Here is a 23,833-nt window from a genome sequence, read left to right as displayed (position 1 = left end):
AGGCGCAGCTTGCGCGCCTCGGCAGCGGGGCCGGCGTTGCTCTTCATCGCATGGCCCGGCCAGGCGTGGCCCGGCCTGGCGTGGCCCGGCCTGGCCAGCCGCGCCAGTTCAGCGGCCCAGTGCCAGGACCGGACGTTTGGCGCCATGGCCCAGGCGCGGCGCCGATTGCGCATCGACCTTGAAGGTACTGACCAGCTCTTCCAGGGTGGCCGCCTGTTCCTGCAGCGAACCTGCTGCTGCCGCCGCCTCTTCCACCAGCGCCGCATTTTGCTGGGTCACTTCGTCCATCTGGGCGATGGCCTGGTTGATCTGGTTGATGCCTTCGCTCTGTTCTTCGCCGGCTACCATGATTTCGCTGATGATGCCGGTCACGCGTTCGACGCTGCTGACAATCTCATCCATCGTCGCGCCCGCCTTGTCCACCAGTTGCGAGCCGGCATCCACCTGCTCCACCGACGCCGTGATCAGTTCCTTGATTTCCTTGGCGGCCGCCGCCGAGCGCTGAGCCAGGTTGCGCACTTCCGTCGCGACCACGGCAAAGCCACGGCCCTGTTCGCCTGCACGGGCCGCTTCCACCGCCGCGTTCAGCGCCAGGATATTGGTCTGGAACGCAATGCCGTCGATCACGCCGATAATGTCGGCGATCTTGCGCGACGAACCGTTAATCGTGCTCATGGTATCGACCACTTGCGACACCAGTTGGCCGCCCTTGCTGGCGACGTCCTGGGCGGTGACCGCCAGATGATTGGCCTGGCGCGCATTGTCGGCGTTATGGCGCACGGTGGTAGTCAGTTCTTCCAGCGACGACGCGGTTTCTTCCAGCGCGGCGGCCTGGTTCTCGGTGCGGCGCGACAGGTCAAGATTGCCCTGCGAAATTTCCGCGCTGGCGGTCGCGATCGAATTGCTGCCGTTGCGGATGCCGCGCACGGTGGTGGACATCTGGTCCTGCATCTTGATCAATCCCTGCATCAGGCTGCCCATTTCGTCGTCGCGTTCGATCCGGATATCGTTGGCCAGGTTACCGCCCGCGATCTGGTCGAAGTGGCCCAGCGCGGCGCGCAGCGGTTTGAGGATGGCCGACAGCAGGCGCAGCGTCGAGTACACGATCAGCACCATGCCGCCCAGCAGCGCGATCACAAAACCGACCTCGAAGGCGCTGAAGAACGACTGGCTGTCGTCGTAGTGTTTGCGCGCGCCGTCGAGCTGGTATTTTTCCAGCTTGTTGGAGGCGGCGTCAAAAATGCCGAATTCCTTGCTCATCTTGTTCATCGCCAGATCGTCGATTTTCTCGGCGTTTTGCGACTTGATCGCAGCCATCAGCTCGCGCAGAAAACCGATATAGACCGTGCGCTTCTTGTCGAGGTCGGTCGCCAGTTGCTGCTCTTCACCCGTCAGCGGCAAGTCCAGGTAAGCCCTCCAGGACTTGTCGCCATCCAGAATGAAACCCTCGGCACGGGCCAGCGTCTTGTCCAGGTCTGAGGCATCAGGATGGAATACGCCGCGATCGATGACAAAGCGTGCACGATTGAGGAAGTTCTTCGACTCGGTGAGGATCAGCACAGACGCCATCTGGTTCGAATACACATCCTTGAGCGCGAAATTGACCTTGTTCATGCCGAACAGGCTGACCGCGCCGATGGAAATAATCAACAGGCCAAGTACTGCCATCGAGACAATCAGCCGGGTACGGATAGTGATGCTAGTGAACATGGGATCCTGGAGCGCAAGGTGGGAAATGTGAACTTAGAGAAATGCTGCAAGGCAATATTTTAAGTGAAAGTACGTATTTCCGTCAATCAATTCACCAATGAAGTAACTTACTATTAGCAAGCATGTGCACGCGACGCACTTGGCTGTGCTGCGGTAAAATCGCGCTTTCCGGCCTCTGGGCCGGGTGCTCTTCACAGGAACCATCATCGCTACCAATCTGACCTCGCTGCCGCTGGACAATTCTTTTGCGTCCCTGCCGCCCGCGTTCTATACCCGGCTGAGGCCTACTCCGCTGCCCGCGCCCTACCTGGTGGCGGTCAGCCCGTCGGCGGCACAACTGCTCAAGCTTTCGCCGGATCAGGTCGCGGACAGCCTCGACATCCTGGTCGGCAATGCCGTGCCGGAACAGGGTCAACCGCTGGCAGCCGTGTATTCGGGCCACCAGTTTGGCGTGTGGGCCGGCCAGTTGGGCGACGGCCGCGCCATCCTGTTCGGTGCGGCCGCCACCGATAACGGTCCGCTGGAACTGCAATGGAAGGGGGCCGGCCAGACGCCGTACTCGCGCATGGGCGACGGCCGTGCCGTGCTGCGGTCGTCGATTCGTGAGTTCCTGTGCTCGGAAGCCATGCATGGCCTCGGCATACCGACGTCGCGCGCGCTGTCGATCGCCGGCTCCAACCAGGGCGTGATGCGCGAGACGGTGGAAACCGCTGCCGTCGTGGTGCGCATGGCGCCCAGCTTCGTGCGCTTCGGCTCGTTCGAGCACTGGTACTACCGCAAGCAGAACGAACAACTGAAAGTGCTGGCCGACTACGTCATCGACCATTTTTATCCCGACCTGCGCGCCAGCGACAACCCGTACCAGGGCCTGCTGGCGGAAGTCACGCGCCGCACCGCGCACATGATCGCCCAGTGGCAGTCGGTCGGCTTCATGCACGGCGTGATGAACACCGACAATATGTCGATCCTGGGTCTGACCATCGATTATGGTCCATTCGGCTTCATGGAAGCGTTCGACGCCGACCACATCTGCAACCACACCGACCAGCAAGGCCGGTACTCGTACGCGAACCAGCCGCAGGTTGGACACTGGAACTGCTATGCGCTGGCCCAGGCCCTGCTGCCGCTGATCGGCGCGCCGGAAGACGCGCAAGCCGCGCTCGACGTTTATCAGCCCGCCTTTGCCGCCAGGCTCGACGAACTGCTGCACGCCAAGCTGGGCTTGACCCAGCTGGACATGCATGCCGATGCCGACCGCGCCCTGTTCGACGCCATGTTTGCTGTCATGCAGGCCAACGGCGTCGATTTCACGCTGTTCTTCCGCCGCCTGGGCGACCTGAAGGCGGCAGACGCCAGCGGCGATGAGCCGCTGCGCGACCTGTTCATCGACCGCCCTGCTTTCGATGCCTGGGCCGGGCAATACCGCCAGCGCCTGCAAGCCGAGCACAGTGTCGATGCCGACCGCCAGCTTGCGATGAACCAAATCAACCCCAAATACGTGCTGCGCAATTACCTGGCCCAGGTGGCCATCGACAAGGCGCACCAGCAGGACTACTCGGAAGTGGCGAAATTGCTGGCGATCCTGCAGCATCCGTACGACGAGCAGCCCGAGCACGACCACTACGCCGCCTTGCCCCCCGACTGGGCCAGCCACCTCGAAGTAAGTTGTTCTTCTTAAGAAAGATCTAAGCCATGACCAATAAAGTCACCAAGTCCGACGCCGAATGGCGCGCCATGCTCGATCCGATGGAATACCAGGTTACCCGCCACGCCGCCACTGAACGCGCCTTTACCGGCAAGTTCTGGGATCACCACGAACACGGAATCTATACCTGCGTCTGCTGCGACACGCCGCTGTTCCGCTCCGACACCAAGTTCGACTCCGGTTGCGGCTGGCCCAGCTACTTCGAAGCCATCGATCCAGCCAACGTGATCGAGAAAACCGACCGGACCCATGGTATGCTGCGCACCGAAATTCTGTGTGCCGTGTGCGACGCCCACCTGGGACACGTATTCCCGGACGGCCCGCCGCCAACCGGGCTGCGTTATTGCATCAACTCGGCGTCGTTACGGTTCGATCCACAAGAGTAAATAAATACTGAGGCAACATGAAATTCCTGTTCGACTTATTCCCGGTCATCCTGTTCTTCGGCGCGTATAAACTGGCTGGCATGCATGCCGAAGCAGCCCAGGTGTTCACCAACACCTACCTGGGCAGCATCATTTCGGGTGGCAGCGTGACGCCGGACCAGGCTCCCATCGTGCTGGCCACGGTAGTCGGCATCCTGGCCACCATGCTGCAGATCGCCTACCTGAAAGTGCGCGGGCGCAAGGTCGAAGGCGTGATGTGGTTCTCGCTGGCCATGTTCGTGTTCTTCGGCGGCCTCACCATTTACCTGCACGACGAAGCCTTCGTCAAATGGAAGCTCAGCATCGTTTACTGGTCGTTTGCCATCGGCCTGCTGGTCAGCGACCTGGTGTTCAAGAAAAACCTGATGCGCAAGTCGATGGGCGAGTTCGTCGAACTGCCCGACGCTGGCTGGAGCCGCATCAACCTGGCCTGGATCGCCTTCTTCACAGTGATGGGCGTACTGAACTGGTATGTCGCCTTCGTGCTGTTCAAAGGTAATACCGACGCCTGGGTCAACTTCAAGATGTTTGGCACCACCGCCCTGATGTTTGTCTTCATCATTGGCCAGACCGTTTATCTCTCGCGTCACATGAAAGAACAGCCATGAACGATACCCGCATCGAACGCATCCGCAGCAAGATGGAAGCGGCCCTGGCCCCGGTCGAATTGACGCTCAACGACGACTCCCATTTGCACGCCGGCCATGCCGGCGCCGCTTCCGGAGGCGGACATTACAGTATCAGAATCGTTTCGTTACAATTTGAGGGGCAGAAACTCGTCACAAGACATCGACTCGTGTATGATTCCGTGAACGATATGATGCATAAAGAAATTCATGCATTGGCCATTACTGCATTGGCACCGTCCGAAGTATGATGTTGTGCCGGTGGGGTGGACCCAGGCTATTGGTTTCAGAAAATAATCGAACACAAAACTGAACAAAAACACAGATAGCAGATCTAACTCCCTCCTCCGGTTTTCGCTAAATCTTCCCCCTACAGGAATTAATAATGACTTTCAAGCCAGCCCGTTTGCTGATTGCACTTCTCGCCGTTGCCGCCGTACCTGCTTTCGCACAAAACGTTGCCGTTGTTAATGGCAAAGCCATCCCGAGCTCGCGTGTTGACGCCGTCGTCAAGCAAGTCGTCGCCCAAGGCCAGCAGCCGGATTCGCCACAGCTGCGCGAACTGATCAAGAAAGACCTGATCGGCCGCGAAGTAATGATGCAAGAAGCCGAGAAACAAGGCTACGGCAAAAATGCAGCGGTCAAGGAACAACTCGAAAACGCCCGTCAGCAAATCATCACCAATGCTCTGGTGATGGACTACGTCAAGAAAAATCCCGTATCGGACGCCGACGTCAAGGCTGAGTACGACAAAGCTGTTGCTGCCGCATCGGCTGAAAAAGAGTACCACGTGCGTCACATCCTGCTGGCGACCGAAGCCGAAGCCAACGACGTGATCGCCAAGCTCAAAGGCGGCGCCAAGTTCGAAGACCTGGCCAAGCAGTCGAAAGACACCGGTTCGGCTGCCAACGGTGGCGACCTGGACTGGGCAACCCCATCGTCGTTCCCACCAGTTTTCTCGCAAGCATTTGTCAACCTGCAAAAAGGTGGCGTGACCGAGAAGCCAGTGCAAACGCCTAACGGCTGGCACGTGATCAAGGTGGACGACATCCGCGCTGTAAAGCTGCCACCGCTGGAAGAAGTCAAGGGCCAGGTACAAGAAGGTCTGATGCAGAAGAAAGTACAAGCTTACCAGGAAGAACTGGTTAAAAAAGCAAAAGTGCAGTAATGTTCTGCAAGGCGGCGCCCTACGGGGCGCCGTTTTTGGTTCTACATGAGTAATATACGCATTCGAGTGCGATCTAAAAGTTTTTAAAGGATTTAAATAATGATGTTGAAACCAGCCCGTCTGTTGTTAGCCATGATTGCTGTTGTTGCAGCGCCCGCCTTTGCGCAAAATCTCGCTACCGTGAATGGCAAAGCCATTCCGGCCGCCAAGGCAGACCAAATGGTCAAACAAGTTGTGGCACAAGGCCAGCAACCTGACAGCCCGCAATTGCGCGAAATGGTCAAGAAAGAACTGATCGGCCGCGAAGTCATGCTGCAGGAAGCCAATAAACAAGGTTATGGCAATAAGGCTGACGTCAAAGCCGCCATCGATAACGCCAGCCAGAGCATTATCATCAACGCCATGCTGGCCGATTATGTGAAAAAGAATCCGGTCAAGGATGCCGATATCAAAGCCGAGTACGATAAATACAAGGCGGCCAACGGCGGCAAGGAATATCACTCGCGCCATATCCTGGTTACCACCGAACAGGAAGCCAAGGACATTATCACCAAGCTGAAAGCCGGCGGCAAATTCGAAGAGCTGGCCAAGGTGTCGAAAGACGGTTCCGCCAACAATGGCGGCGATCTGGGCTGGATGTCGCCAGGCAAGCTGGTCAAGCCGTTTGCCGATGCGATGGTGGCCCTGAAGCCAGGTGCGATCACCGAAACCCCGGTCAAGACCGAGTTCGGCTACCACGTGATCAAGCTGGACGAAGCACCACGCGACGCCCAGTTCCCACCGTTTGACCAGGTCAAGCAGCAGATCTCGCAGCAAATGCAACAAGGCAAGATCGCCGCCTACCGGGACGAACTGCAAAAGAAAGCCAAGATTCAGTAATCAGGAACCGGACAGCTTCAAGGCTGTCCTGAGCTAAACAGCGCCCGGCCCTGTGCCGGGCGTTGTCGTTTACGGCCTTCCACGCTTGCACCGAACCAGTTTTTGGCACGTTCCAGCTGCTTTCCAGCTTGATCCGCACCAGATATCCGAGATAGTCCTTCCATCCGGATTGGACCACGGCTACCGCACCGATCCAGACAAAGAAAAACCGGGCCGCTGCTTGCGCAGGGGCCCGGTTTCAACTGAGCGGCTAAAACTTAACCGACGAACTTGCGTGCGTTACGGAACATGCGCATCCATGGCGATTCTTCGCCCCACGCTTCCGGGTGCCACGACTGCTGCACCGTGCGGAATACGCGCTCGGCGTGCGGCATCATGACGGTGAAGCGGCCGTCAGGCGTGGTGACCGAGGTCAGGCCCTGCGGCGAACCATTCGGGTTATACGGGTAGGCTTCGGTCGCATCACCACGGTTATCGACGAAGCGCATGGCAGCGACAGCTTCGGTAATATTCCCGGTCTGGGTAAAGTCGGCATAACCTTCACCGTGCGCAATCGCGATCGGGGTTTGGGTACCGGCCATGCCATTGAAGAATATCGACGGGGAATCCAATACTTCCACCATCGCAAAGCGAGCTTCGAATTTCTCCGATTTATTCGTGGTGAATTTCGGCCAGGCATGGGCACCGGGAATAATCGATTTCAGATTACTCATCATCTGGCAACCATTACAGACGCCCAAGCCGAAACTGTCGCCACGCGCAAAGAAGCGCGCGAATTGTTCCGACAACGCGGTATTGAACAGGATGGTTTTAGCCCAGCCCTCGCCCGCACCCAATACGTCGCCATACGAGAAACCACCGACGGCGATAATACCCTGGAAGTCGTCGAGTTTGACGCGGCCGGCAATCAGGTCACTCATGTGGACATCGACCGCGGTAAAGCCGGCCTGGTGCATCACGTAAGCGGTTTCAATATGCGAGTTGACACCCTGCTCGCGCAGGATGGCAACGCGCGGACGCACGCCGGTGGCCAGGAATGGCACGGCGATATTCTCGGCCAGGTCGAACGTGACTTTCGGCTGCATGCCTGGATCCTGTTCGTCGAGCAGGCGGTCGTATTCGGCGTCGGCGCAGGCCGGGTTGTCGCGCAGGCGGGCGATGCGCCAGCTGGTTTCGCTCCACAGGCGGTGCAGCGCGCTGCGCGGCTGGCTGTAGATCAGCTTGGCGTCACGGGTAAACTCGATCACGCCACGGTCGTTCGGTTTGCCGATGATATGGCTGCAGGCGCCCAGGTTGAAGCTGCGCAGCACGTCCATGACCAGCGATTTTTCGTCGGCGCGGACCTGGATCACGGCGCCCAGCTCCTCCGAGAACAGCGCGCGCAGGGTTTGCTCGTTGCGGCGTTCGGCGATCTGGCCGGCCCAGTTCTTGGCGTCGCCCTGGTCGGCGCCATGGCCTTGTTCCAGGGTCAGGATGTCGAGGTTGATCGACAGGCCGGCACGGCCGGCAAACGCCATCTCGGTCAGCGTGCCGTACAGGCCGCCGTCGGAACGGTCGTGGTAGGCCAGCAGCTTGCCGTCGCGATTGAGTTGCTGGATGGCGGCGAAGAAGCCTTTCAGGTCTTCCGCGCTGTCCACGTCCGGCGTGTCGTTACCCAGCTGGTTCATCACCAGCGACAGCGCCGAGGCGCCCAGGCGGTTCTTGCCACGACCGAGGTCGATCAGGATGATCGAGGTCTCGCCGGCATCGGTCTTGATCTGCGGCGTCAGCGATTTGCGCACGTCATAGACCGGTGCGAATGCCGAGACGATCAGCGATACCGGCGACAGCACGGCCTTGGCATCGTCGCCCTCTTTCCAGGTGGTACGCATCGACAGCGAATCCTTGCCGACCGGGATGCTGATACCGAGCGCCGGGCACAGCTCCATGCCCACGGCCTTGACGGTATCGTACAGCGCGGCGTCCTGGCCCGGCTGGCCGCAGGCGGCCATCCAGTTGGCGGACAGCTTGATGTCGGAAATGTCGGCAATCGGTGCGGCAGCGATATTGGTGATCGCTTCAGCGACCGCCATGCGGCCCGAGGCGGCGGCGTCGATCACAGCCAGCGGGGTGCGCTCGCCCATCGACATTGCTTCGCCGAGATAGCCTTCAAAGCTCATGGTGGTGACGGCGCAGTCGCCGACCGGCACCTGCCACGGGCCGACCATCTGGTCGCGCACCGACATGCCGCCCACGGTGCGGTCACCGATGGTGATCAGGAACGATTTGTCGCCCACGGTCGGCAGCAGCAGCACGCGCTTGGCAGCCTCTTCCAGGTCGATGCCGGTCAGGTCCAGCGCCGGCAGTTCGCGCACCACGTGTTCGACGTCGCGCTGCATTTTTGGCGGCTTGCCCAGCAACACGTCCATCGGCATATCGACCGGGTTGTTGCCAAGTTCCGGATCGATCAGCTTGAGCTGGCGCTCCTCGGTGGCAGTGCCGACCACGGCAAACAGGCAGCGCTCGCGTTCGCACAGGGCCTGGAACAGCGGCAGGCTCTGGGGCGCAATCGCCAGCACATAGCGTTCCTGCGACTCGTTGGACCAGATCTCTTTTGGCGCCATGCCGCTCTCTTCCAGCGGAATCTTGCGCAGGTCGAAAATCGCGCCGCGCTTGGCGTCGTTGGTGATTTCAGGGAACGCGTTCGACAACCCGCCGGCGCCGACGTCGTGGATCGAGATGATCGGATTGTCCTGGCCCAGCTGCCAGCAGCCGTTGATGACCTCCTGGGCGCGACGTTCCATTTCCGGGTTGCCGCGCTGGACCGAGTCGAAGTCCAGGTCGGCGGTATTGGTGCCGGTGGCCATCGACGAGGCAGCGGAACCGCCCATGCCGATACGCATGCCAGGACCGCCGAGTTGCACCAGCAGGCTGCCGACCGGGATGTCGTTCTTGTGTGTGTGCTGCGACGAGATATTGCCGATGCCGCCAGCAATCATGATCGGCTTGTGATAGCCGAACACGGTGGCCGCGCCAAACTGGGCGCTGACGTTTTGCTCGTAGGTACGGAAGTAGCCGCCCAGGACCGGACGGCCGAATTCGTTGCTGAACGCGGCGCCGCCGAGCGGACCGTCGATCATGATTTGCAGGGCCGAAGCAATGCGGTCCGGCTTGCCATAGGCTTTGCCATCGGCGTCGACTTCCCATGGCTGCACGGCGCCCGGCAGCAGCAGGTTCGAGACCGTGAAGCCGGCCAGGCCAGCCTTGGGCTTGGCGCCGCGGCCGGTGGCGCCTTCATCGCGGATCTCGCCGCCGGCGCCGGTGGAGGCGCCAGGGAATGGCGAGATGGCGGTCGGGTGATTGTGGGTTTCCACCTTCATCAGCGTGTGGGTCAGCTCGGTAACCGGCGCATATTCCTGGCCAGCGCCTTGCGGGAAGAAGCGCATCACGGTCGCACCTTCCATGATCGACGAGTTGTCGCTGTAGGCGACCACGGTGCCCTTCGGCTGCAGTTCGTGCGTATTCTTGATCATGCCGAACAGCGATTTCGGTTGCGCCACGCCGTCGATGGTCCAGTCGGCGTTGAAGATCTTGTGGCGGCAGTGTTCGCTATTGGCTTGCGCGAACATCATCAGTTCGACGTCGGTCGGGTTGCGGCCGGCGCGGGTGAACGCCGCATCCAGGTACTCGATCTCGTCCTGCGACATCGCCAGGCCCAGGTCGGTATTGGCTTGTTCCAGCGCACCGGCGCCGGCGCCGATCACGTCCACGGTTTCCAGCGGCTTGGCGTCAAGCGTACGGAACAGGCCGGCCGCTTCGTCCGGGTGGCGCAGCACCGACTCGGTCATGCGGTCATGCAGCAGGCCTGCCACCGTCAGCACATCCTGGTCCGACAGCTTTTTCGGCGCGCCGATGCTGCTGCCGAGGATGCCGGCCTTCAGGTTGATGCGGAACGCGATGCCGCGCTCGACACGCTTGATGTGCGCCATGCCGCAGTTGTGCACGATGTCGGTGGCCTTGGAAGCCCACGGCGAAATGGTGCCGAAACGCGGGATCACGAAGAATTCCTCGACCGCCCCGTCAGCGTTGTCGGCGTGAGCCGGTTCGCCGTAGGTCAGCAGCGCGCCGAGGCGGCTGGTGTCGTCGGCCGACAGCGGCTGGGCGGCATCGATGAAGTGGACATAGCGGGCCTGGACTGCGGCGACCTGGGGAAGCGCGGCTTGCAGTTGGTTTAACAGGCGTTGGCTGCGGAAGGCGGACAGGGCGTTGGAGCCCGGGAGTATCAACATGATGGAGGAGTAGTTGATGCAGCGTGGCTGCGGATTAAAGGTAGAAAGCGAAAATTAAACACAGGCTTGGGCTTGCAGAATTCCTTTTGCGCGCATTATACCCTTTCCCACCCTCGCCATACAGCGCCAAGATGACCCCGAAACGTGGCTCGAAGTATTCTGCAAGCAACATTTCACGCCTGCCGCGCGCCGAAATGCGCCTTGTGCAACGCAAAAACGCGTGCTTTGAACGACCTTCGGTTATGCTAGAACCAATCTGAATGGATGGAAAACATGGCCGAATATAGCGAGTTGTCGGTACTGATCGTGGACCCGAATCCGGGCATGCGCGGCAGCCTGCACAATATGCTGAACCAGTGCGAGATCACCCGTATCGAATACGCGGTGGGATCGGGCACGGCCATACGCCAGCTGACCAAGAAGCAATTCGACATCGTGCTGTGCGAGTACGACCTCGGTAACGGCAACGAAAACAGCGGCCAGGACGGCCAGCAGTTGCTGGAAGACCTGCGCCATCATCGCCTGATTCCGGCATGGACGATCTTCATCATGATCACGTCCGAGGGCGTGTACAGCCGCGTGATCGGCGCGGTGGAGCTGGCCCCGACCGATTACGTGCTCAAGCCGTTCACCGTGGACGCCTTGCTGCAACGGATCCGCCGCGCGGTGGAGCGGCGCGAAGTATTCTGGCCCGTCTACCAGCAGGTTGCGGCCGGCAATATCCGCAAGGCGATTGCCGGCTGCAAGGACGGCGAGCAGACCAATGCCCGCTACGCTGCCGACTATGCGCGCTTGCGGGCCGAGCTGCTGGTGTCGATTGACGACCTGGAGGAGGCCGAGTTCGTGTACCAGGCCATCCTGCTCACCCGCCCTACCGCCTGGGCCAAGCTGGGCCTGGCGCGCTGCCAGTTCGGCCTGGGCAAGCTGGTCGAGGCGCAGCAAACCCTGACCGACCTGCTGCAACACCATACCACCTTCATGGCCGCCTACGATTTGCTGGCGCGCACCTTGCAGGCGCTGGGCCAGCAGCAGTCGGCCAAGAAGGTGCTGGAAGACGCGGTGGAGATTTCACCGCACATGGTGCGCCGCCTGCGCCACCTGGGAGAAGTGGCGTTTGCCACCGGCGACGTCGGTGCCGCCGAGCGGGCGTTCAAGCAGGTGGTGAACAAGGCCAAGTATTCCGAATTCCGCGACCCCGAGGACCACGTCAAGCTGGTCAAGACACTGGTCAAAAAAGGCGATGCCCACCAGGCGGGCGGCGTGATCCGCGACATGGAGCGCTCGCTGCGCAGCAATGCCAACACCGATACCTGCCGCGCGATTGCCGCCGGCATGGTGCAGGAGATGGCCGGCAACCTCACGGCCGCCGCCACCGAGCTGACCATGGCGGTCAACAATATCGCCAACACGCGCGGGCTGTCGAGCGGGCTCAAGCTCGACCTGATCCAGAGCTGCCTGAACGTCAAGCTCGACCAGCAAGCGTCATCCGTGATGCTGGACCTGATGAACGACGACGCCAGCGGCGTGTCGATGGACGATGCGGTGGACGTGTTTGAAAAGGCGGGACGCCACGACCTGGCGCAGGGCATGGGCGAGCAGATCAGGATGCAGGTGAGCGAGCTGCTGGCGCACGCTGCCGAAAAAAGCAAGCAAGGCGACCTGCGCGCAGCGGTGGACACGCTCAATGCCGGCCTGCGCAAGGCGCCGGCCAATATGGCGCTGCTACCGGCGGCCGCGTCGGCCATCCTCAAGCAGCTCGACGACATGGGCTGGGAGGCGCCGCTGGCCGAGCAGGCCGTGTACCTGCTCGAACGCATGCGCAAGATCGACGCGCACCACCCTGCGCTCGATGCGTTAATGGCGCAATATCATCACACCCAGCGCAAGTACGGTATCGCCACTTCGGCGTAATTGACCGATAGTTAGCGGTAAAAGATCATGGTGCCGGGCATGCTGGACCATTGGTTGATCAGGCACCACGACGCGAAATACAGGCCGCAGAGAAAGAATGCCGACAGCACCGCCGTGTTGGCCGACGAGCGCCCGCGCAAGAGTTTTTTCAATCGATGCAAGGTAGCCTCCAGCACAGCATAAAAGTCCGACTGTACTGCGGAGCAACGTTGTCATCAAGTCCAGCAGCGATGGTATCGCCAGCCGATACCATCGGTACCGTGTTGAAAGCTCAGCGCGCTTTGGGGACCGGCGCCAGCGGGTCGAGCAACTGGCCGGCCAATGTCGCGGGTTGCGGCGTATCGGTACCGACCTCGGCCGGCCAGTGGCGCGGCAGATAATAGGTGCCGAACAGGCGGTCGAGCACCGGCAAGGTCGAGGCGTAGTTGCGGTTGATGTGGTCGTTGCGGCTGTGGTGCCAGTGATGGAAGGCCGGCGTGGAGATCAGCCATTCCAGCGGACCGAAGCGCCAGCGCAGGTTGGCGTGGATAAAGAAGCCCCACAACGTCCCCACCACCAGCAGCGCGGCTGGCGCAGCGGTACCGGCCGTGGTGGGACCGGCCAGGCCCAGCAAGTACAGCGGGACCAGGCCGAACAGGCGCGTGATCACCATATCGACCGGATGGGTGCGGGTATTGGCCAGGAAATTCATGTGCTCGGTGCTGTGGTGCAGCGCGTGGAAGCGCCACAGCCAAGGCAGTTCGTGGCTGAGCCGATGGCCCCAGTAAAACCCGGTTTCGCCGACGATGAATACCAGCGCCACTTTTACTGCCAGCGGCAGGCCGGCGATCGCGCCGGTCAGCGGCTCCGGCACCACTTGCCGGGCCACCACCGCCAGCAAGGCCGTCGGCACACCGAGCAGTACGATCGGCACCATGCTGCTGATGACGTAATACGCGATATTGTGCGCGTGCTCGCGGCGCGGCCGGGGCGCATGGCGCGCACCGAACCAGCGCTCCAGTGGCACGAACACCACCGTCAGCAGCACCAGCCAGGCGGCCAGGCGCACCGCGGTGGCGGCAAACCCGGCCAATGTCTCGGACATGGAAAATGCTTACGCCAGAGCGGCGCTGCCACGCTGGCGACGGCGCGCCAGGAAACCGACCAGGCCGAAACCGCCAAGCATCATGGCCCAGGTGGTTGGCTCCGGTACGGCGGTCAGGTTGACGCCATCGAGCAGCAGGAACGGCGGCGCGCCCGGCGCGGTGGTTTGCGCCAGGAACGACAGCACCTGGCTGGTGCCCGATGCCTGGAAGGTCATGGTGGCAGTCTGCCAGCCGCTGAAGCCGCCGCTGGTGATGCTCAGGCCGCTCGAGTTGGCGCTCTGGTCGCCAAACATCACGTGCCAGAAGTTATTGGTGTTGGCGCCGGTGAAACCGACTTGCTGCGACAGCGCGTAGTCGAACGTCAGCTGGTAGTAGGCGTCCTGTTTCAGGCCGGTGATGGTTTGCGCCAGCGTGCCCGGGCCGTACAGTGCATCGGATGCAAAGATATTGCCGCCGTTGGCCGACGATGCGTAGCCGTTGCTCACGCCATCCACTTCGCTCCTGAGCCAGATGACCGAGTCCCAGGTCTTGGCGGTGTTGGCGTCCAGGACGAAGTTGTAGCCGCCGCCGTTGCCTTCGATACTGGTGCTGGTCCAGCCGGACAGCGTGGTGCGGTCGGTTTCGTTGGTCGGCGACGCCGATAAACGCTTGTTGTTGCCATTGGTGGTGTCGTCGAAATTGCCGTTGGTAACCAGGTTGGTCGCGGCGTGGGCCATGCCTGCGCTCAGGGCGGCAACGGCGGACACGGACAACAAAACAGACTTGAGGCGCATGGTGGACATGAAGCAGGCTCCAAAAAATTTAACAGGCAGTGTAAGTGGGCAACTGACGGCGATTTTTGGGCCGGCTCGATGACAAGGCGCGATCTTACCAGAACTGGATCAAAAAAAACTAAAGTATCCTAAAAACAATTTAAGTATGCAGGAAATAATACTTCAGAGAATTTACTCTTGCTCGGACGACGAGTTCAGCACCTGTCGCACCTTGCGCGCCAGCGCCTCGCGGGAATACGGTTTGCCCAGCAACTGCACACCCGCCTCCAGCCGGCCGCCGTGGACGATCGCGTTCTCCGCGTAGCCGGAGGTGTAGAGCACTGCCAGCCCAGGCGTCTTTTGCCGCGCCAGTCTGACCAGGTCGGTACTTCGCAGCGAACCTGGCATCACCACGTCCGTAAACAGCAGGTCGATGCCGATGCCGCTGTCGAGAATGCTCAAGGCTGCCGTGGCATCGGCGGCCTTGAGGACGGTGTAGCCAAGTTGCTTGAGCAACTCGACCGCCGTATCGCGCACGCCTTCGTCGTCTTCCACCACCAGCACGGTTTCGCTGCCGCCCACTACTGCGTCGGCTTCCGGCGGCGCCGTGCAGTCCTCGTGTTCGTCGAGGCAGCGCGGCAGGTAGAGCTTGACGGTGGTGCCGCTGCCTACTTCGCTGTAAATATTGATGTGGCCGCCCGATTGCTTGACGAAGCCAAATACCATCGACAGTCCCAGGCCGGTGCCCTGCCCTTCAGGCTTGGTGGAAAAGAACGGATCGAACGCCTGTTGCACAACTTCGGGCGGCATGCCGCAGCCAGTGTCGGTGACAGCGATGCGCACGTATTGTCCGGGCTGGACTTCCGCGTGGCGTTTCGCATACTGCTCATCGAGGCTGGCGTTGGCCACTTCAATGGTCAGCCTGCCGTGGCCGTTCATGGCGTCGCGGCCATTGATGCACAAGTTGAGCACGGCGTTTTCAACCTGCGCGGTATCGACCAGCGTACTCCAGATGTCGGGGGCGATGACCGTGACCACATTGACCGTCTCACCCAACGAACGGGTCAACATCTCGTCCATGGCAGCAATCAGCGTGCCCACCTTGACCACGCGCGGCGCCAGCGCCTGGCGCCGGCCGAACGCCAGCAGGTAGCTGGCCAGCCGCGCACCACGCTGCACCCCGCCCAGTGCGCTGTCCACGTAGCGCTGGCCGCGGGCGTCGCCCGCCACCACGTGCGACAGCAAGTGCAGGTTGCCGGCGATAACCTGCAACAGGTTGTTGAAGTCGTGCGCGACGCCGCCGGTCAGATTGCCCATTGCCTCCATTTTATGAGCCTGCTGCAACGCCGCCTCGGTGCGTTTGAGGGCTTCGGCAGCCGCCCGCTCGGCGGTGCTGTCGCGGCCGATTCCCAGCAGAAAATTGCCATTGAGTGCGTTGGTCCAGTCGATGTGCACGTACTCGCCGTTGCGGTGGCGCATCCGGACTTCGAGCCTGGGCGTGCCGCGACCATGACGGAAGGCGCGCAGGCGCCCCAATACGAAGTCCTGTTCGAGCGGATGAACCAGCGCGGTGAATGGCGTGCCGGCCAGTTCGCCCTCGTCCCAGCCCAAGGTGCGGCTGAACGCGGGATTGATGGCTGCCACGGTGTCGCTGGCGTCGAGCAGTGTCATGGCATCGCTCGACAGTTGCCAGATGCGGTCGCGGTCCTGGGTCAGCGCCTGCAACTCGTCCTTCAGGGCTGACGAAAAGCGCGCCGTCTCGCGCATGGCATGCACCTTGGACGTGGTTTCCACCACCGTGTCGAGCACGCCCACGGTAACGCCTTGTTCATCCAGCACCGGGCTGTAGCAAAAAGTAAAAAATGCCTCCTTGCTGTGACCGTCGCGGTCCACCATCAAGGGAAAGTCTTCGATGAAGGTGGAGCTGCCAAGCCAGGCGCGCTCGAGGATCGGCTTGATATCGTCCCAGACCTCGCTCCATACCCGGGCCAGCGGGCGGCCGAGCGCGTCGGGCTTCTGGCCCATCAGCAGCAGGTAGGCGTCGTTATAGATCATCAGCATGTCCGGGCCCCAGAACAGGCACGATGGAAAATCCGAGGCAAGGATCAGGTTCACACTGACGCGCAGCGAAGCTGGCCAAGAGGCAATGTCGCCCAGTCCGGTGCCGGCCCAGTCGTGCGCATACACCCGCGCCGCCATCGGGCTGGTCAGTTGCGCCGGACGGCTAGTCGTCGCCTGACCGATGATCATGGCAGCACCGTGCCATAACCGCCGCCGCCCGGGGTTTCGATCACGAAAGCGTCGCCGGCCTGCATGTCGGTCTTGCCGATATGACCCAGCTGTTCCGTGGTGCCGTCGGCGCGCAGCACGGTATTGCGCCCCAGCGCTCCGGGGTGGCCGCCGGCCATGCCGAACGGCGGATAAATACGGTTGTTGGACAGGATCGCTGCCGTCATCGGCTCCAGGAAGCGCACGGTGCGCACGCCGCCGTCACCGCCGCGCCATTCACCGGCGCCGCCACTGCCGGCGCGGATGCGGTAGCTCTCCAGCCGCACCGGGAAGCGGAACTCGAGGATCTCGGGATCGGTGAGGCGCGAATTGGTCATATTGGTCTGCACCACGCTCACGCCGTCGAAGCCGGGACCGGCGCCGGAGCCGCCGCTGATGGTTTCGTAGTACTGGTATTGCGCGTTACCGAACGTGAAATTGTTCATCGTGCCCTGCGCTGCCGCCATCACACCCAGCGCGCCATATAAGGCGTTGGTGATGCAGGTGGACGTTTCCACGTTGCCCGACACCACGGACGCCGGATAGTGCGGATTGAGCATGGAACCGGGCGGGATGATCACGCGCAGCGGTTTCAGGCAGCCGGCGTTAAGGGGAATCTCATCATCGACCAGGGTGCGGAACACGTACAGCACCGCCGCCATGCACACGGCCGACGGCGCGTTGAAATTGTTGTCGAGCTGCGGCGACGTGCCGGTGAAGTCGATCTCGGCGCTGCGGGTGTCGTGATCGACCATCACGCTCACTTCGATTTGCGCGCCGTTGTCGAGCTGGAGCCGGTAGCTGCCATCGCGCAGCGCGCTGATCACGCGCCGCACCGCTTCTTCGGCATTGTCCTGCACGTGACCCATGTAGGCACGCACGACGTCAAGGCCGAAGTGCGCGACCATCTTGCGCAATTCTTCCACGCCCTTCTGGTTGGCAGCCACTTGCGCACGCAGGTCGGCCAGGTTCTGCTCGGGATTGCGCGCCGGGTGGCGGGCGCCGGCCAGCAACGCCCGGGTTTCCGCTTCGCGCAGGCGGCCGCCTGCGGCGCCCGCACTTGCCCCATCGACCAATTTGAAATTGCTGATCAACACGCCCTCCTCCTCGATCACGCGCGAATCGGGCGGCATCGAGCCGGGGGTGGTGCCGCCGATGTCGGCGTGGTGCCCGCGTGAGCCGACATAGAACAGGATCTCGGCGCCGGCCTCGTCGAACACGGGCGAGATCACCGTGACGTCGGGCAGGTGGGTGCCGCCGTTGTACGGATCGTTGAGCATGAAGACGTCGCCGGCCTGCATGCGGCCGGCATTTTCGCGCATCACGGTCTTGATGCTCTCGCCCATGGAACCGAGGTGCACCGGCATGTGCGGGGCGTTGGCGATCAGGTTGCCGTCGGCGTCGAAGATCGCGCAGCTGAAGTCCAGCCGCTCCTTGATATTAACGGAATACGCCGTGTTTTGCAGCCGCAGGCCCATCTGCTCGGCGATGGACATGAACAGGTTGTTGAAGATCTCGAGCATGACCGGGTCGGCGCTGGTGCCGATCGCCCGGCGCGCCGGCAGCGCAGCCACGCGGCGCAGCACCAGGTGGCCGCGCGGCATGGCCTCGGCGCGCCAGCCCGCCTCCACGATGGTGGTGGCATTGGCCTCGGCAATGATGGCCGGACCGTCGATCAAGGCGCCCGCGTGAATATCCGCGCGCTGGTACAAGCCGGTTTGCAGCCACTGGCCACTCGCGTACATCGGCACCACGGCGCCGGGCGCCGGTGCGGTGGCTACATCGGTAACTGCATCGCGGGGACCGGCTTCGGCCGGCGCATCGGATGCGCCCACCGCCTCCACCGACACCGCCTCCACGATCAGCGCCCTGCCCTGCATCAGGAACGAGTAGCGCTTGCGGTACGCGGTTTCGAACTGTGCGCGCATTGCCGCGGTGCCGTCGGTCTGGTCGAACAGCACGATCAGCGCGGTATCGGTGCCATCGTAGCGCAGGTGCACGCGTTCGATCAGGGTGATGCGCTCCTGCTCCACGCCCTGCTGCAGCAGGTCGGCGCAGGCTTGCCGGCCCAGCGCGTGCAGCCGCGCTTCGAGGTCGGGCAGCGCGTCTTCGTCGAGGCGCGCTTCCACCGCCGCTTCTCGCATGCTGGACTGGTCGGCCAGGCCCATGCCGTAGGCCGACATTACGCCGGCCAGCGTGTGCACGAACACGGTTTTCATCCCCAGCGCGTCGGCCACCAGGCACGCATGCTGGCCGCCGGCGCCGCCGAAGCTGGTGAGCGCGTAGTCGGTCACATCGTGGCCGCGCTGCACCGAGATCTGCTTGATGGCGTTGGCCATGTTGCCAACCGCGATGTCCAGGAAACCTTCGGCGACCTGTTCGGGCGTGGTGGGGTTGCCGGTGGCGGCGGCAATCCGGGCCGCCAGTTCCACGAAGCGCACCCGCACGGCCTGGGCGTCAAGGGGCTGGCGGCCGTCGGCGCCGAACAGGTGCGGGAAGTGGTCGGGCTGGATCTTGCCGAGCATGACGTTGCAATCGGTGACCGCCAGCGGTCCGCCGCGCCGGTAGCTGGCCGGGCCCGGGTTGGCGCCGGCGCTGTCGGGACCGACGCGGTAGCGGCTGCCGTCGAAGTGCAGCACCGAACCGCCGCCGGCCGCCACGGTATGGATGCTCATCATCGGCGCGCGCATGCGCACCCCGGCCACCTGGGTTTCGAACACGCGTTCGAACTCGCCCGAGAAATGCGAGACGTCAGTGGACGTGCCGCCCATGTCGAAGCCGATCACCTTGTCGAAACCAGCCAGCTGGCTGGCGCGCACCATGCCGACGATACCGCCGGCCGGACCGCTGAGGATGCTGTCCTTACCCTGGAACGCCCTGGCATCGGTCAGCCCGCCGGACGACTGCATGAACTGCAAATTCACGCCCGGCAGTTCGCGCGCCACCAGGTCCACGTAGCGGCGCAGGATCGGCGACAAGTAAGCGTCGACCACGGTGGTGTCGCCGCGCGCGACCAGTTTCATCAAGGGACTGGCCTGATGCGAAACCGACACCTGGGTGTAGCCGATGGCACGCGCGGCCTCGGCCACGCGATTTTCGTGGGCGTGATACCGGTAGCCGTGCATGAAGACGATGGCCAGCGAACGCAAGCCCTTGTCGTAGGCCGCTTGCAGCGCCACGCGGGCGGCGGCCAGGTCGAGCGGCACGACCGTCTCGCCGTGGGCGCCCATGCGCTCGTCGATTTCGATAACGTCCGTGTACAGCAGTTCGGGCAGCACAATGTGGCGGTCAAACAGGCGTGGCCGGTTCTGGTAGGCAATGCGCAGCGCGTCGCCGAAGCCGCGCGTGATCGCCAGCACGGTCGGCTCGCCCTTGCGCTCGAGCAGCGCGTTGGTGGCCACCGTGGTGCCCATCTTGACAGCGGCAATACGCTCGACCGGAATCGCCTCGTGCGATGCCACACCCATCAGTTGCCGGATACCGGCAATGGCGGCGTCGGCATAGTGTTCGGGATTTTCGGAAAGCAGCTTCAGCGTGCGCAATTGACCGTCGGGCGCCAGCGCCACGATATCGGTAAAAGTGCCGCCCCGGTCGATCCAGAATTGCCAGTCCATGCATGCCTCGTCACTGTCGGTAAAGCGGTTATTGTAGTGCGTGATGCGGCGGTCGCCTAACACGGCACGCGCGATCACCGATGTTAAGATGACAGCATGAACCCACTTTATTGCACCACCGAAATCCGCGCCATCGAACATGCCGCCATTGCCGTCTTGCCCGAGGGCGAATTGATGCGGCGGGCCGGGCTGGCTGCGGCGTCCGCTGCGCTCAGGCTGCTGCCAGGAGCAGCTTCTGCCGCAGCTTCAGCGGGTCCGGCGCCGGTCGCGGCCCCGGACCCGTCCCTGGATCCGGGTCCGGGCCTGGTCGTGAGCGGGATTCCGGTTGCGGACCCAGCTCCGGGCTCGGTTCCGGCTATTGCTCCTGCACCGGGGCTGGTACTGGTCTTGGCCGGTCCCGGCAACAACGGTGGCGACTCGCTGGAAGCAGCCGCGCACCTGGCCGATGCGGGCCTTGCGGTGACGGTGCTGCACAGCCCACCAGCAGGCACCCAGTCGCCGGAACGCGCTGCCGCCTGGCAGCGGGCCGCAAGCAGCGGCGCGCATATCATCGATGTCTCGTCGCCTGCGGCGCAAGCCACCGGCGGCAGGCAACAGCGACAAAGCAGTAGCGCGCCGCTTACCGCCACCTGGTCAGCCGGGGCGCAGCCATTAACCGGGAGCCAAAAGGCGGCCAGCAGCGACAAGAACACCATCGAAGAACTTGCGGCAACCGCCCTGCCCTCGGCCCACTGGCAACTGGTCATCGACGGCCTGTTCGGCATCGGCCTGGCCCGGCCTGTCACCGGAACGCTGCGCGCACTGGTGGCAGCGGTCAACCAGCTGAACTGCCCGGTCCTGGCACTGGACGTGCCGAGCGGCCTCGATGCGGACACGGGCGCCATCGTCGGCCCGGACGGCATCGCGCTGCGCGCCAGCCACACCATCACTTTTATCGGTAACAAGCCGGGCCTGCACACCAACCAAGGGCGCGATCACGCCGGGCTGGTCGAGGTGGCGCACCTCGATATCGCGCCGTCGCTGTTCCCGCCCGCGCACCTGCACCTGAACGGACCGGACCTGTTTGCCGGCCACCTGCACGCACGGCGCCACAGCGGACACAAGGGCACTTACGGCAGCGTGGCGGTGATCGGCGGCGGCGCCGGCATGCGCGGTGCGCCTATCCTGTCCGCGCGCACGGCCCTGCACGCCGGCGCCGGCCGTGTGTACGTGCTGTTTCCCGAAGATCCGCTGCCAGCCGACAGCGGCCAGCCCGAACTGATGTGCCGCCTGGCCGAGGGCTACGACTTCGAACAAGCCACGCTGGCAATCGGCCCCGGCCTGGGCGACTCGGCCACCGCAGCGGAGTTGCTGGCGCGCGCCATCGCCAGCAATAGCGCACTGCTGATCGACGCCGACGCCCTCAACCTGCTGGCGCGCGACCCGGCCCTGCAACAGGCGCTTGCCCACCGCAGCAATACCGCCGTGCTCACACCGCACCCGCTGGAAGCAGCGCGGCTGCTGGGCACTAACGTAGCCGGCGTGCAGGCCGACCGCGTGGCGGCAGCGCGCACGCTGGCCGCGCGCCTGCAAGCGGTGGTGGTCTTGAAAGGTTCGGGCACGGTGATCGCCGCGCCGGACGGTGAATCGGTGATCAACCCCACCGGCAACCCGGCGCTGGCCACGGCCGGCACCGGCGACGTGTTATCGGGACTGTGCAGCGCGCTGCTGGCGCAAGGCTGTCCGCCTTGGCCGGCGGCGCTGGCGGCAGTTTGGCTGCATGGTGCGGCGGCGGACGAACTGGTCGCCAGCGGTATCGGCCCGATCAGCATGGCGGCCGGCGAGCTGATACCGGCCATTCGCGCCGCCCTGAACCGGCTGGCGCGGCGGGCCGCCGGCTAGCGCCGAACGAGATCCGCTTCGATTGCTTTAAGGAAAGCCCGTTGCGACCATTCCAGATCGTTGACCACGATGGCCGGCGTATAGAACGTGGCGGCGCTGCGCGGACGGTTGACCACCACCTTGGACGGCACCACCACCGACGCCAGGCCTGACTTGAGCGGTTCGAGGCGGATGTCGGTGTACGACGAGTCGGCCGCGCTGGGCGCGCCGATCAATTTCGTGTTCGGGAACAGCGAGAACACGTCGAGCGCTTCGAGGCAGGCGCCGGTGCATTGGCCCGGCACCACCACGTACACCGGCTTGGTGAACGGGGCCGGATCGCCGGGCAGGTTCTCGGCGCGGTCGCTGTCGCTGACCGGGTCGCGGCGGGCCGGATCGGGATAGAATTTTTCATCGCGGGACTGGGCTGCCAGCATGCCTTGAGCGACTACGGCCGGATCGTAGCCCAGTTGGCGGCGCTGCTGTTCCGACAGGTCTGCTGCTTCGAACGACGCGTGGGCAATGTTGGCGAACGACGCGCGCCACAGCACCGCCTGGCGCGCCTGCGTCACCTTGAGGCGGCGGTTGACGCGGGCCTCGCCCCACAGCGCACGCGCCAGGTTCAGGCCCCAGACGGCATCGCCGCCCTGGTTGCCGCGCAAGTCGATCACCACGGCGTTGGCCTCGAGGTAGCGCTGGCGGTTGGCCTGTACCTCGGCCAGCATGGCGCCGTACGCTGCGCGCTCGGTGTCGTTGGGCTGGAACGTGGGCAGCGCGAACCAGTGCAGGCCGTAGCGCGGCGTTGTCACGCCGATCGGCTGGGTGACTCCGTTGAAACTGTCGTCGCGCAGGCGTTGGGCCGCTTCGTCCATCGCGCGCCAGCTGAGCGTGAGGCGCGATTCGCGGCCTTCGTCAATGAAGATGCACTGTACCGGCAAGGTAATGAAGGGGTTGCCCTGGTCGATGAAAACGTCGGGCGCAAATGTCCACCACGGGCCGGTGCCGCCGCTGCGCTGGCCGAAGCCGAACACATTGGTCTCCACCAGTTGCGCGATCGGCTTGCCGTCGCAGTCGGCAATGCGCGCGCCCACGGCCGGGCCGCCGGGCGTGGTGGCGGCCACAAACATATTGTCGCCGCGCCAGGCAGTGATGAAGCCGGGCCACCGCGGCGGCGCCGGCGGCATGTCCTTCAGTACCACGCCGGCACGGCCATCGCCGAGCACGGCGTTAAAGTGCTGCAGCGCGGCCGCGTAGCCGGCGCCGTCGCGCACCCTGGAAGCCAGCGCCTGGCCGCCTTCGCGCGCTTTTTCAAGATTGCGGGCAAAATCGGGATTGGCCGGATCGACCGTGCCCGGGTGGTCGTCGAGCGTGATCAGGTAGGCAGCTTCGACATCGGCGACAGCGGCCTGGCGCCACTGCTCGGCGGACATGGTGGGAGCCGGTGCTGGCGCCGGCGCCGGCCGCTGGGCCGGACCCTGGGCATAAGCGGCGGCCACGGCAAAGGCCAGCAGGGAACCGGCGCCGAATCGGCGCGCGGATTTTTTAAAAAATGCGATCGACAT

16 protein-coding genes are annotated in these 23,833 nt (G+C 63.3%); 8 read left to right on the top strand and 8 right to left on the bottom strand.

Annotated features, from left to right (window positions below; genetic code table 11):
* Positions 1–108 precede the first annotated feature (108 nt).
* Positions 109–1,710: a methyl-accepting chemotaxis protein gene (locus ASF04_RS18805; protein ID WP_056145083.1), complete on the bottom strand. Its 1,602-nt coding sequence runs from the start codon at positions 1,708–1,710 to the stop codon at positions 109–111.
* 175 nt (positions 1,711–1,885) lie between these two features.
* Here ASF04_RS18805 and ASF04_RS18800 point away from each other — a divergent pair, with 175 nt between their 5' ends.
* From ASF04_RS18800 to ASF04_RS18775, 6 genes are all read left to right on the top strand, one after another.
* Positions 1,886–3,388, top strand: a complete 1,503-nt coding sequence (locus ASF04_RS18800) for a protein adenylyltransferase SelO (protein ID WP_200931125.1) — start codon at positions 1,886–1,888, stop codon at positions 3,386–3,388.
* 14 nt (positions 3,389–3,402) lie between these two features.
* A complete protein-coding gene (gene msrB, locus ASF04_RS18795) occupies positions 3,403–3,801 on the top strand; it encodes a peptide-methionine (R)-S-oxide reductase MsrB (RefSeq protein ID WP_019921027.1) in 399 nt (132 codons plus the stop codon).
* Positions 3,802–3,818: 17 nt separating this feature from the next.
* The gene (locus ASF04_RS18790) at positions 3,819–4,448 is read left to right on the top strand and encodes a septation protein A (RefSeq protein ID WP_056145080.1); all 630 of its coding nucleotides are present in this window, start codon (positions 3,819–3,821) and stop codon (positions 4,446–4,448) included.
* Positions 4,445–4,717, top strand: a complete 273-nt coding sequence (locus ASF04_RS18785) for a BolA family transcriptional regulator (protein WP_056145077.1) — start codon at positions 4,445–4,447, stop codon at positions 4,715–4,717. The genes ASF04_RS18790 and ASF04_RS18785 overlap by 4 nt, the downstream gene beginning before the upstream one ends.
* Before the next feature lie 134 nt (positions 4,718–4,851).
* Positions 4,852–5,634, top strand: a complete 783-nt coding sequence (locus ASF04_RS18780) for a peptidyl-prolyl cis-trans isomerase (RefSeq protein WP_056145074.1) — start codon at positions 4,852–4,854, stop codon at positions 5,632–5,634.
* Positions 5,635–5,733: 99 nt separating this feature from the next.
* A complete protein-coding gene (locus ASF04_RS18775) occupies positions 5,734–6,513 on the top strand; it encodes a peptidylprolyl isomerase (protein ID WP_026637131.1) in 780 nt (259 codons plus the stop codon).
* 257 nt (positions 6,514–6,770) lie between these two features.
* Here the strand turns inward: ASF04_RS18775 and purL are convergent, their stop codons facing one another.
* Complete coding sequence (gene purL / locus ASF04_RS18770; protein ID WP_056145072.1) at positions 6,771–10,781, bottom strand: phosphoribosylformylglycinamidine synthase; 4,011 nt, start codon at positions 10,779–10,781, stop codon at positions 6,771–6,773.
* Between the two features lie 273 nt (positions 10,782–11,054).
* Between purL and ASF04_RS18765 the strand changes: the two genes are divergently transcribed.
* Complete coding sequence (locus tag ASF04_RS18765; RefSeq protein WP_056145876.1) at positions 11,055–12,692, top strand: response regulator; 1,638 nt, start codon at positions 11,055–11,057, stop codon at positions 12,690–12,692.
* Positions 12,693–12,703: 11 nt separating this feature from the next.
* Here the strand turns inward: ASF04_RS18765 and ASF04_RS27855 are convergent, their stop codons facing one another.
* The 5 genes from ASF04_RS27855 to ASF04_RS18745 form a co-directional block, all read right to left on the bottom strand.
* The gene (locus tag ASF04_RS27855) at positions 12,704–12,844 is read right to left on the bottom strand and encodes a hypothetical protein (protein WP_164474778.1); all 141 of its coding nucleotides are present in this window, start codon (positions 12,842–12,844) and stop codon (positions 12,704–12,706) included.
* Between the two features lie 119 nt (positions 12,845–12,963).
* Entirely contained in the window at positions 12,964–13,776 is an 813-nt protein-coding gene (locus ASF04_RS18760; protein WP_056145069.1) for a sterol desaturase family protein, read from the bottom strand.
* Between the two features lie 9 nt (positions 13,777–13,785).
* Positions 13,786–14,559, bottom strand: coding sequence for a PEPxxWA-CTERM sorting domain-containing protein (locus tag ASF04_RS18755; RefSeq protein ID WP_056145064.1), 774 nt, complete (start codon positions 14,557–14,559; stop codon positions 13,786–13,788).
* A gap of 162 nt (positions 14,560–14,721) precedes the next feature.
* Positions 14,722–16,779, bottom strand: coding sequence for an ATP-binding protein (locus ASF04_RS18750; protein WP_056145059.1), 2,058 nt, complete (start codon positions 16,777–16,779; stop codon positions 14,722–14,724).
* Complete coding sequence (locus tag ASF04_RS18745; RefSeq protein WP_056145871.1) at positions 16,776–20,411, bottom strand: hydantoinase B/oxoprolinase family protein; 3,636 nt, start codon at positions 20,409–20,411, stop codon at positions 16,776–16,778. The genes ASF04_RS18750 and ASF04_RS18745 overlap by 4 nt, the downstream gene beginning before the upstream one ends.
* 96 nt (positions 20,412–20,507) lie before the next feature.
* On the opposite strand from ASF04_RS18745, the gene ASF04_RS18740 reads away from it, so the two are divergent.
* Positions 20,508–22,292, top strand: coding sequence for an NAD(P)H-hydrate dehydratase (locus ASF04_RS18740; RefSeq protein WP_056145055.1), 1,785 nt, complete (start codon positions 20,508–20,510; stop codon positions 22,290–22,292).
* On the opposite strand, the gene ASF04_RS18735 is transcribed toward ASF04_RS18740, so the two are convergent.
* Entirely contained in the window at positions 22,289–23,833 is a 1,545-nt protein-coding gene (locus ASF04_RS18735) for a hypothetical protein (protein WP_056145052.1), read from the bottom strand. The two genes, ASF04_RS18740 and ASF04_RS18735, sit on opposite strands and share 4 nt — an antisense overlap.

This window comes from Duganella sp. Leaf61, assembly GCF_001421905.1.
GTDB classification, from domain to species: domain Bacteria; phylum Pseudomonadota; class Gammaproteobacteria; order Burkholderiales; family Burkholderiaceae_D; genus Rugamonas; species Rugamonas zoogloeoides.
The sequence above is the reverse complement of the archived record's forward strand: the minus strand, read 5'-3'. Positions and strand labels throughout refer to the sequence as shown.

Excerpts from the sequence above, each read along its gene's own strand:
- ASF04_RS18775 (WP_026637131.1), top strand. The coding sequence starts at position 5,734 with ATGATGTTGAAACCAGCCCGTCTGTTGTTAGCCATGATTGCTGTTGTT.
- ASF04_RS18740 (WP_056145055.1), top strand. The coding sequence starts at position 20,508 with ATGAACCCACTTTATTGCACCACCGAAATCCGCGCCATCGAACATGCC.
- ASF04_RS18755 (WP_056145064.1), bottom strand. The coding sequence starts at position 14,559 with ATGTCCACCATGCGCCTCAAGTCTGTTTTGTTGTCCGTGTCCGCCGTT.
- ASF04_RS18745 (WP_056145871.1), bottom strand. The coding sequence starts at position 20,411 with ATGGACTGGCAATTCTGGATCGACCGGGGCGGCACTTTTACCGATATC.
- ASF04_RS18780 (WP_056145074.1), top strand. The coding sequence starts at position 4,852 with ATGACTTTCAAGCCAGCCCGTTTGCTGATTGCACTTCTCGCCGTTGCC.
- ASF04_RS18735 (WP_056145052.1), bottom strand. The coding sequence starts at position 23,833 with ATGTCGATCGCATTTTTTAAAAAATCCGCGCGCCGATTCGGCGCCGGT.
- ASF04_RS18805 (WP_056145083.1), bottom strand. The coding sequence starts at position 1,710 with ATGTTCACTAGCATCACTATCCGTACCCGGCTGATTGTCTCGATGGCA.
- ASF04_RS18790 (WP_056145080.1), top strand. The coding sequence starts at position 3,819 with ATGAAATTCCTGTTCGACTTATTCCCGGTCATCCTGTTCTTCGGCGCG.
- ASF04_RS18785 (WP_056145077.1), top strand. The coding sequence starts at position 4,445 with ATGAACGATACCCGCATCGAACGCATCCGCAGCAAGATGGAAGCGGCC.
- ASF04_RS18765 (WP_056145876.1), top strand. The coding sequence starts at position 11,055 with ATGGCCGAATATAGCGAGTTGTCGGTACTGATCGTGGACCCGAATCCG.
- ASF04_RS18750 (WP_056145059.1), bottom strand. The coding sequence starts at position 16,779 with ATGATCATCGGTCAGGCGACGACTAGCCGTCCGGCGCAACTGACCAGC.
- purL (WP_056145072.1), bottom strand. The coding sequence starts at position 10,781 with ATGTTGATACTCCCGGGCTCCAACGCCCTGTCCGCCTTCCGCAGCCAA.
- msrB (WP_019921027.1), top strand. The coding sequence starts at position 3,403 with ATGACCAATAAAGTCACCAAGTCCGACGCCGAATGGCGCGCCATGCTC.
- ASF04_RS18760 (WP_056145069.1), bottom strand. The coding sequence starts at position 13,776 with ATGTCCGAGACATTGGCCGGGTTTGCCGCCACCGCGGTGCGCCTGGCC.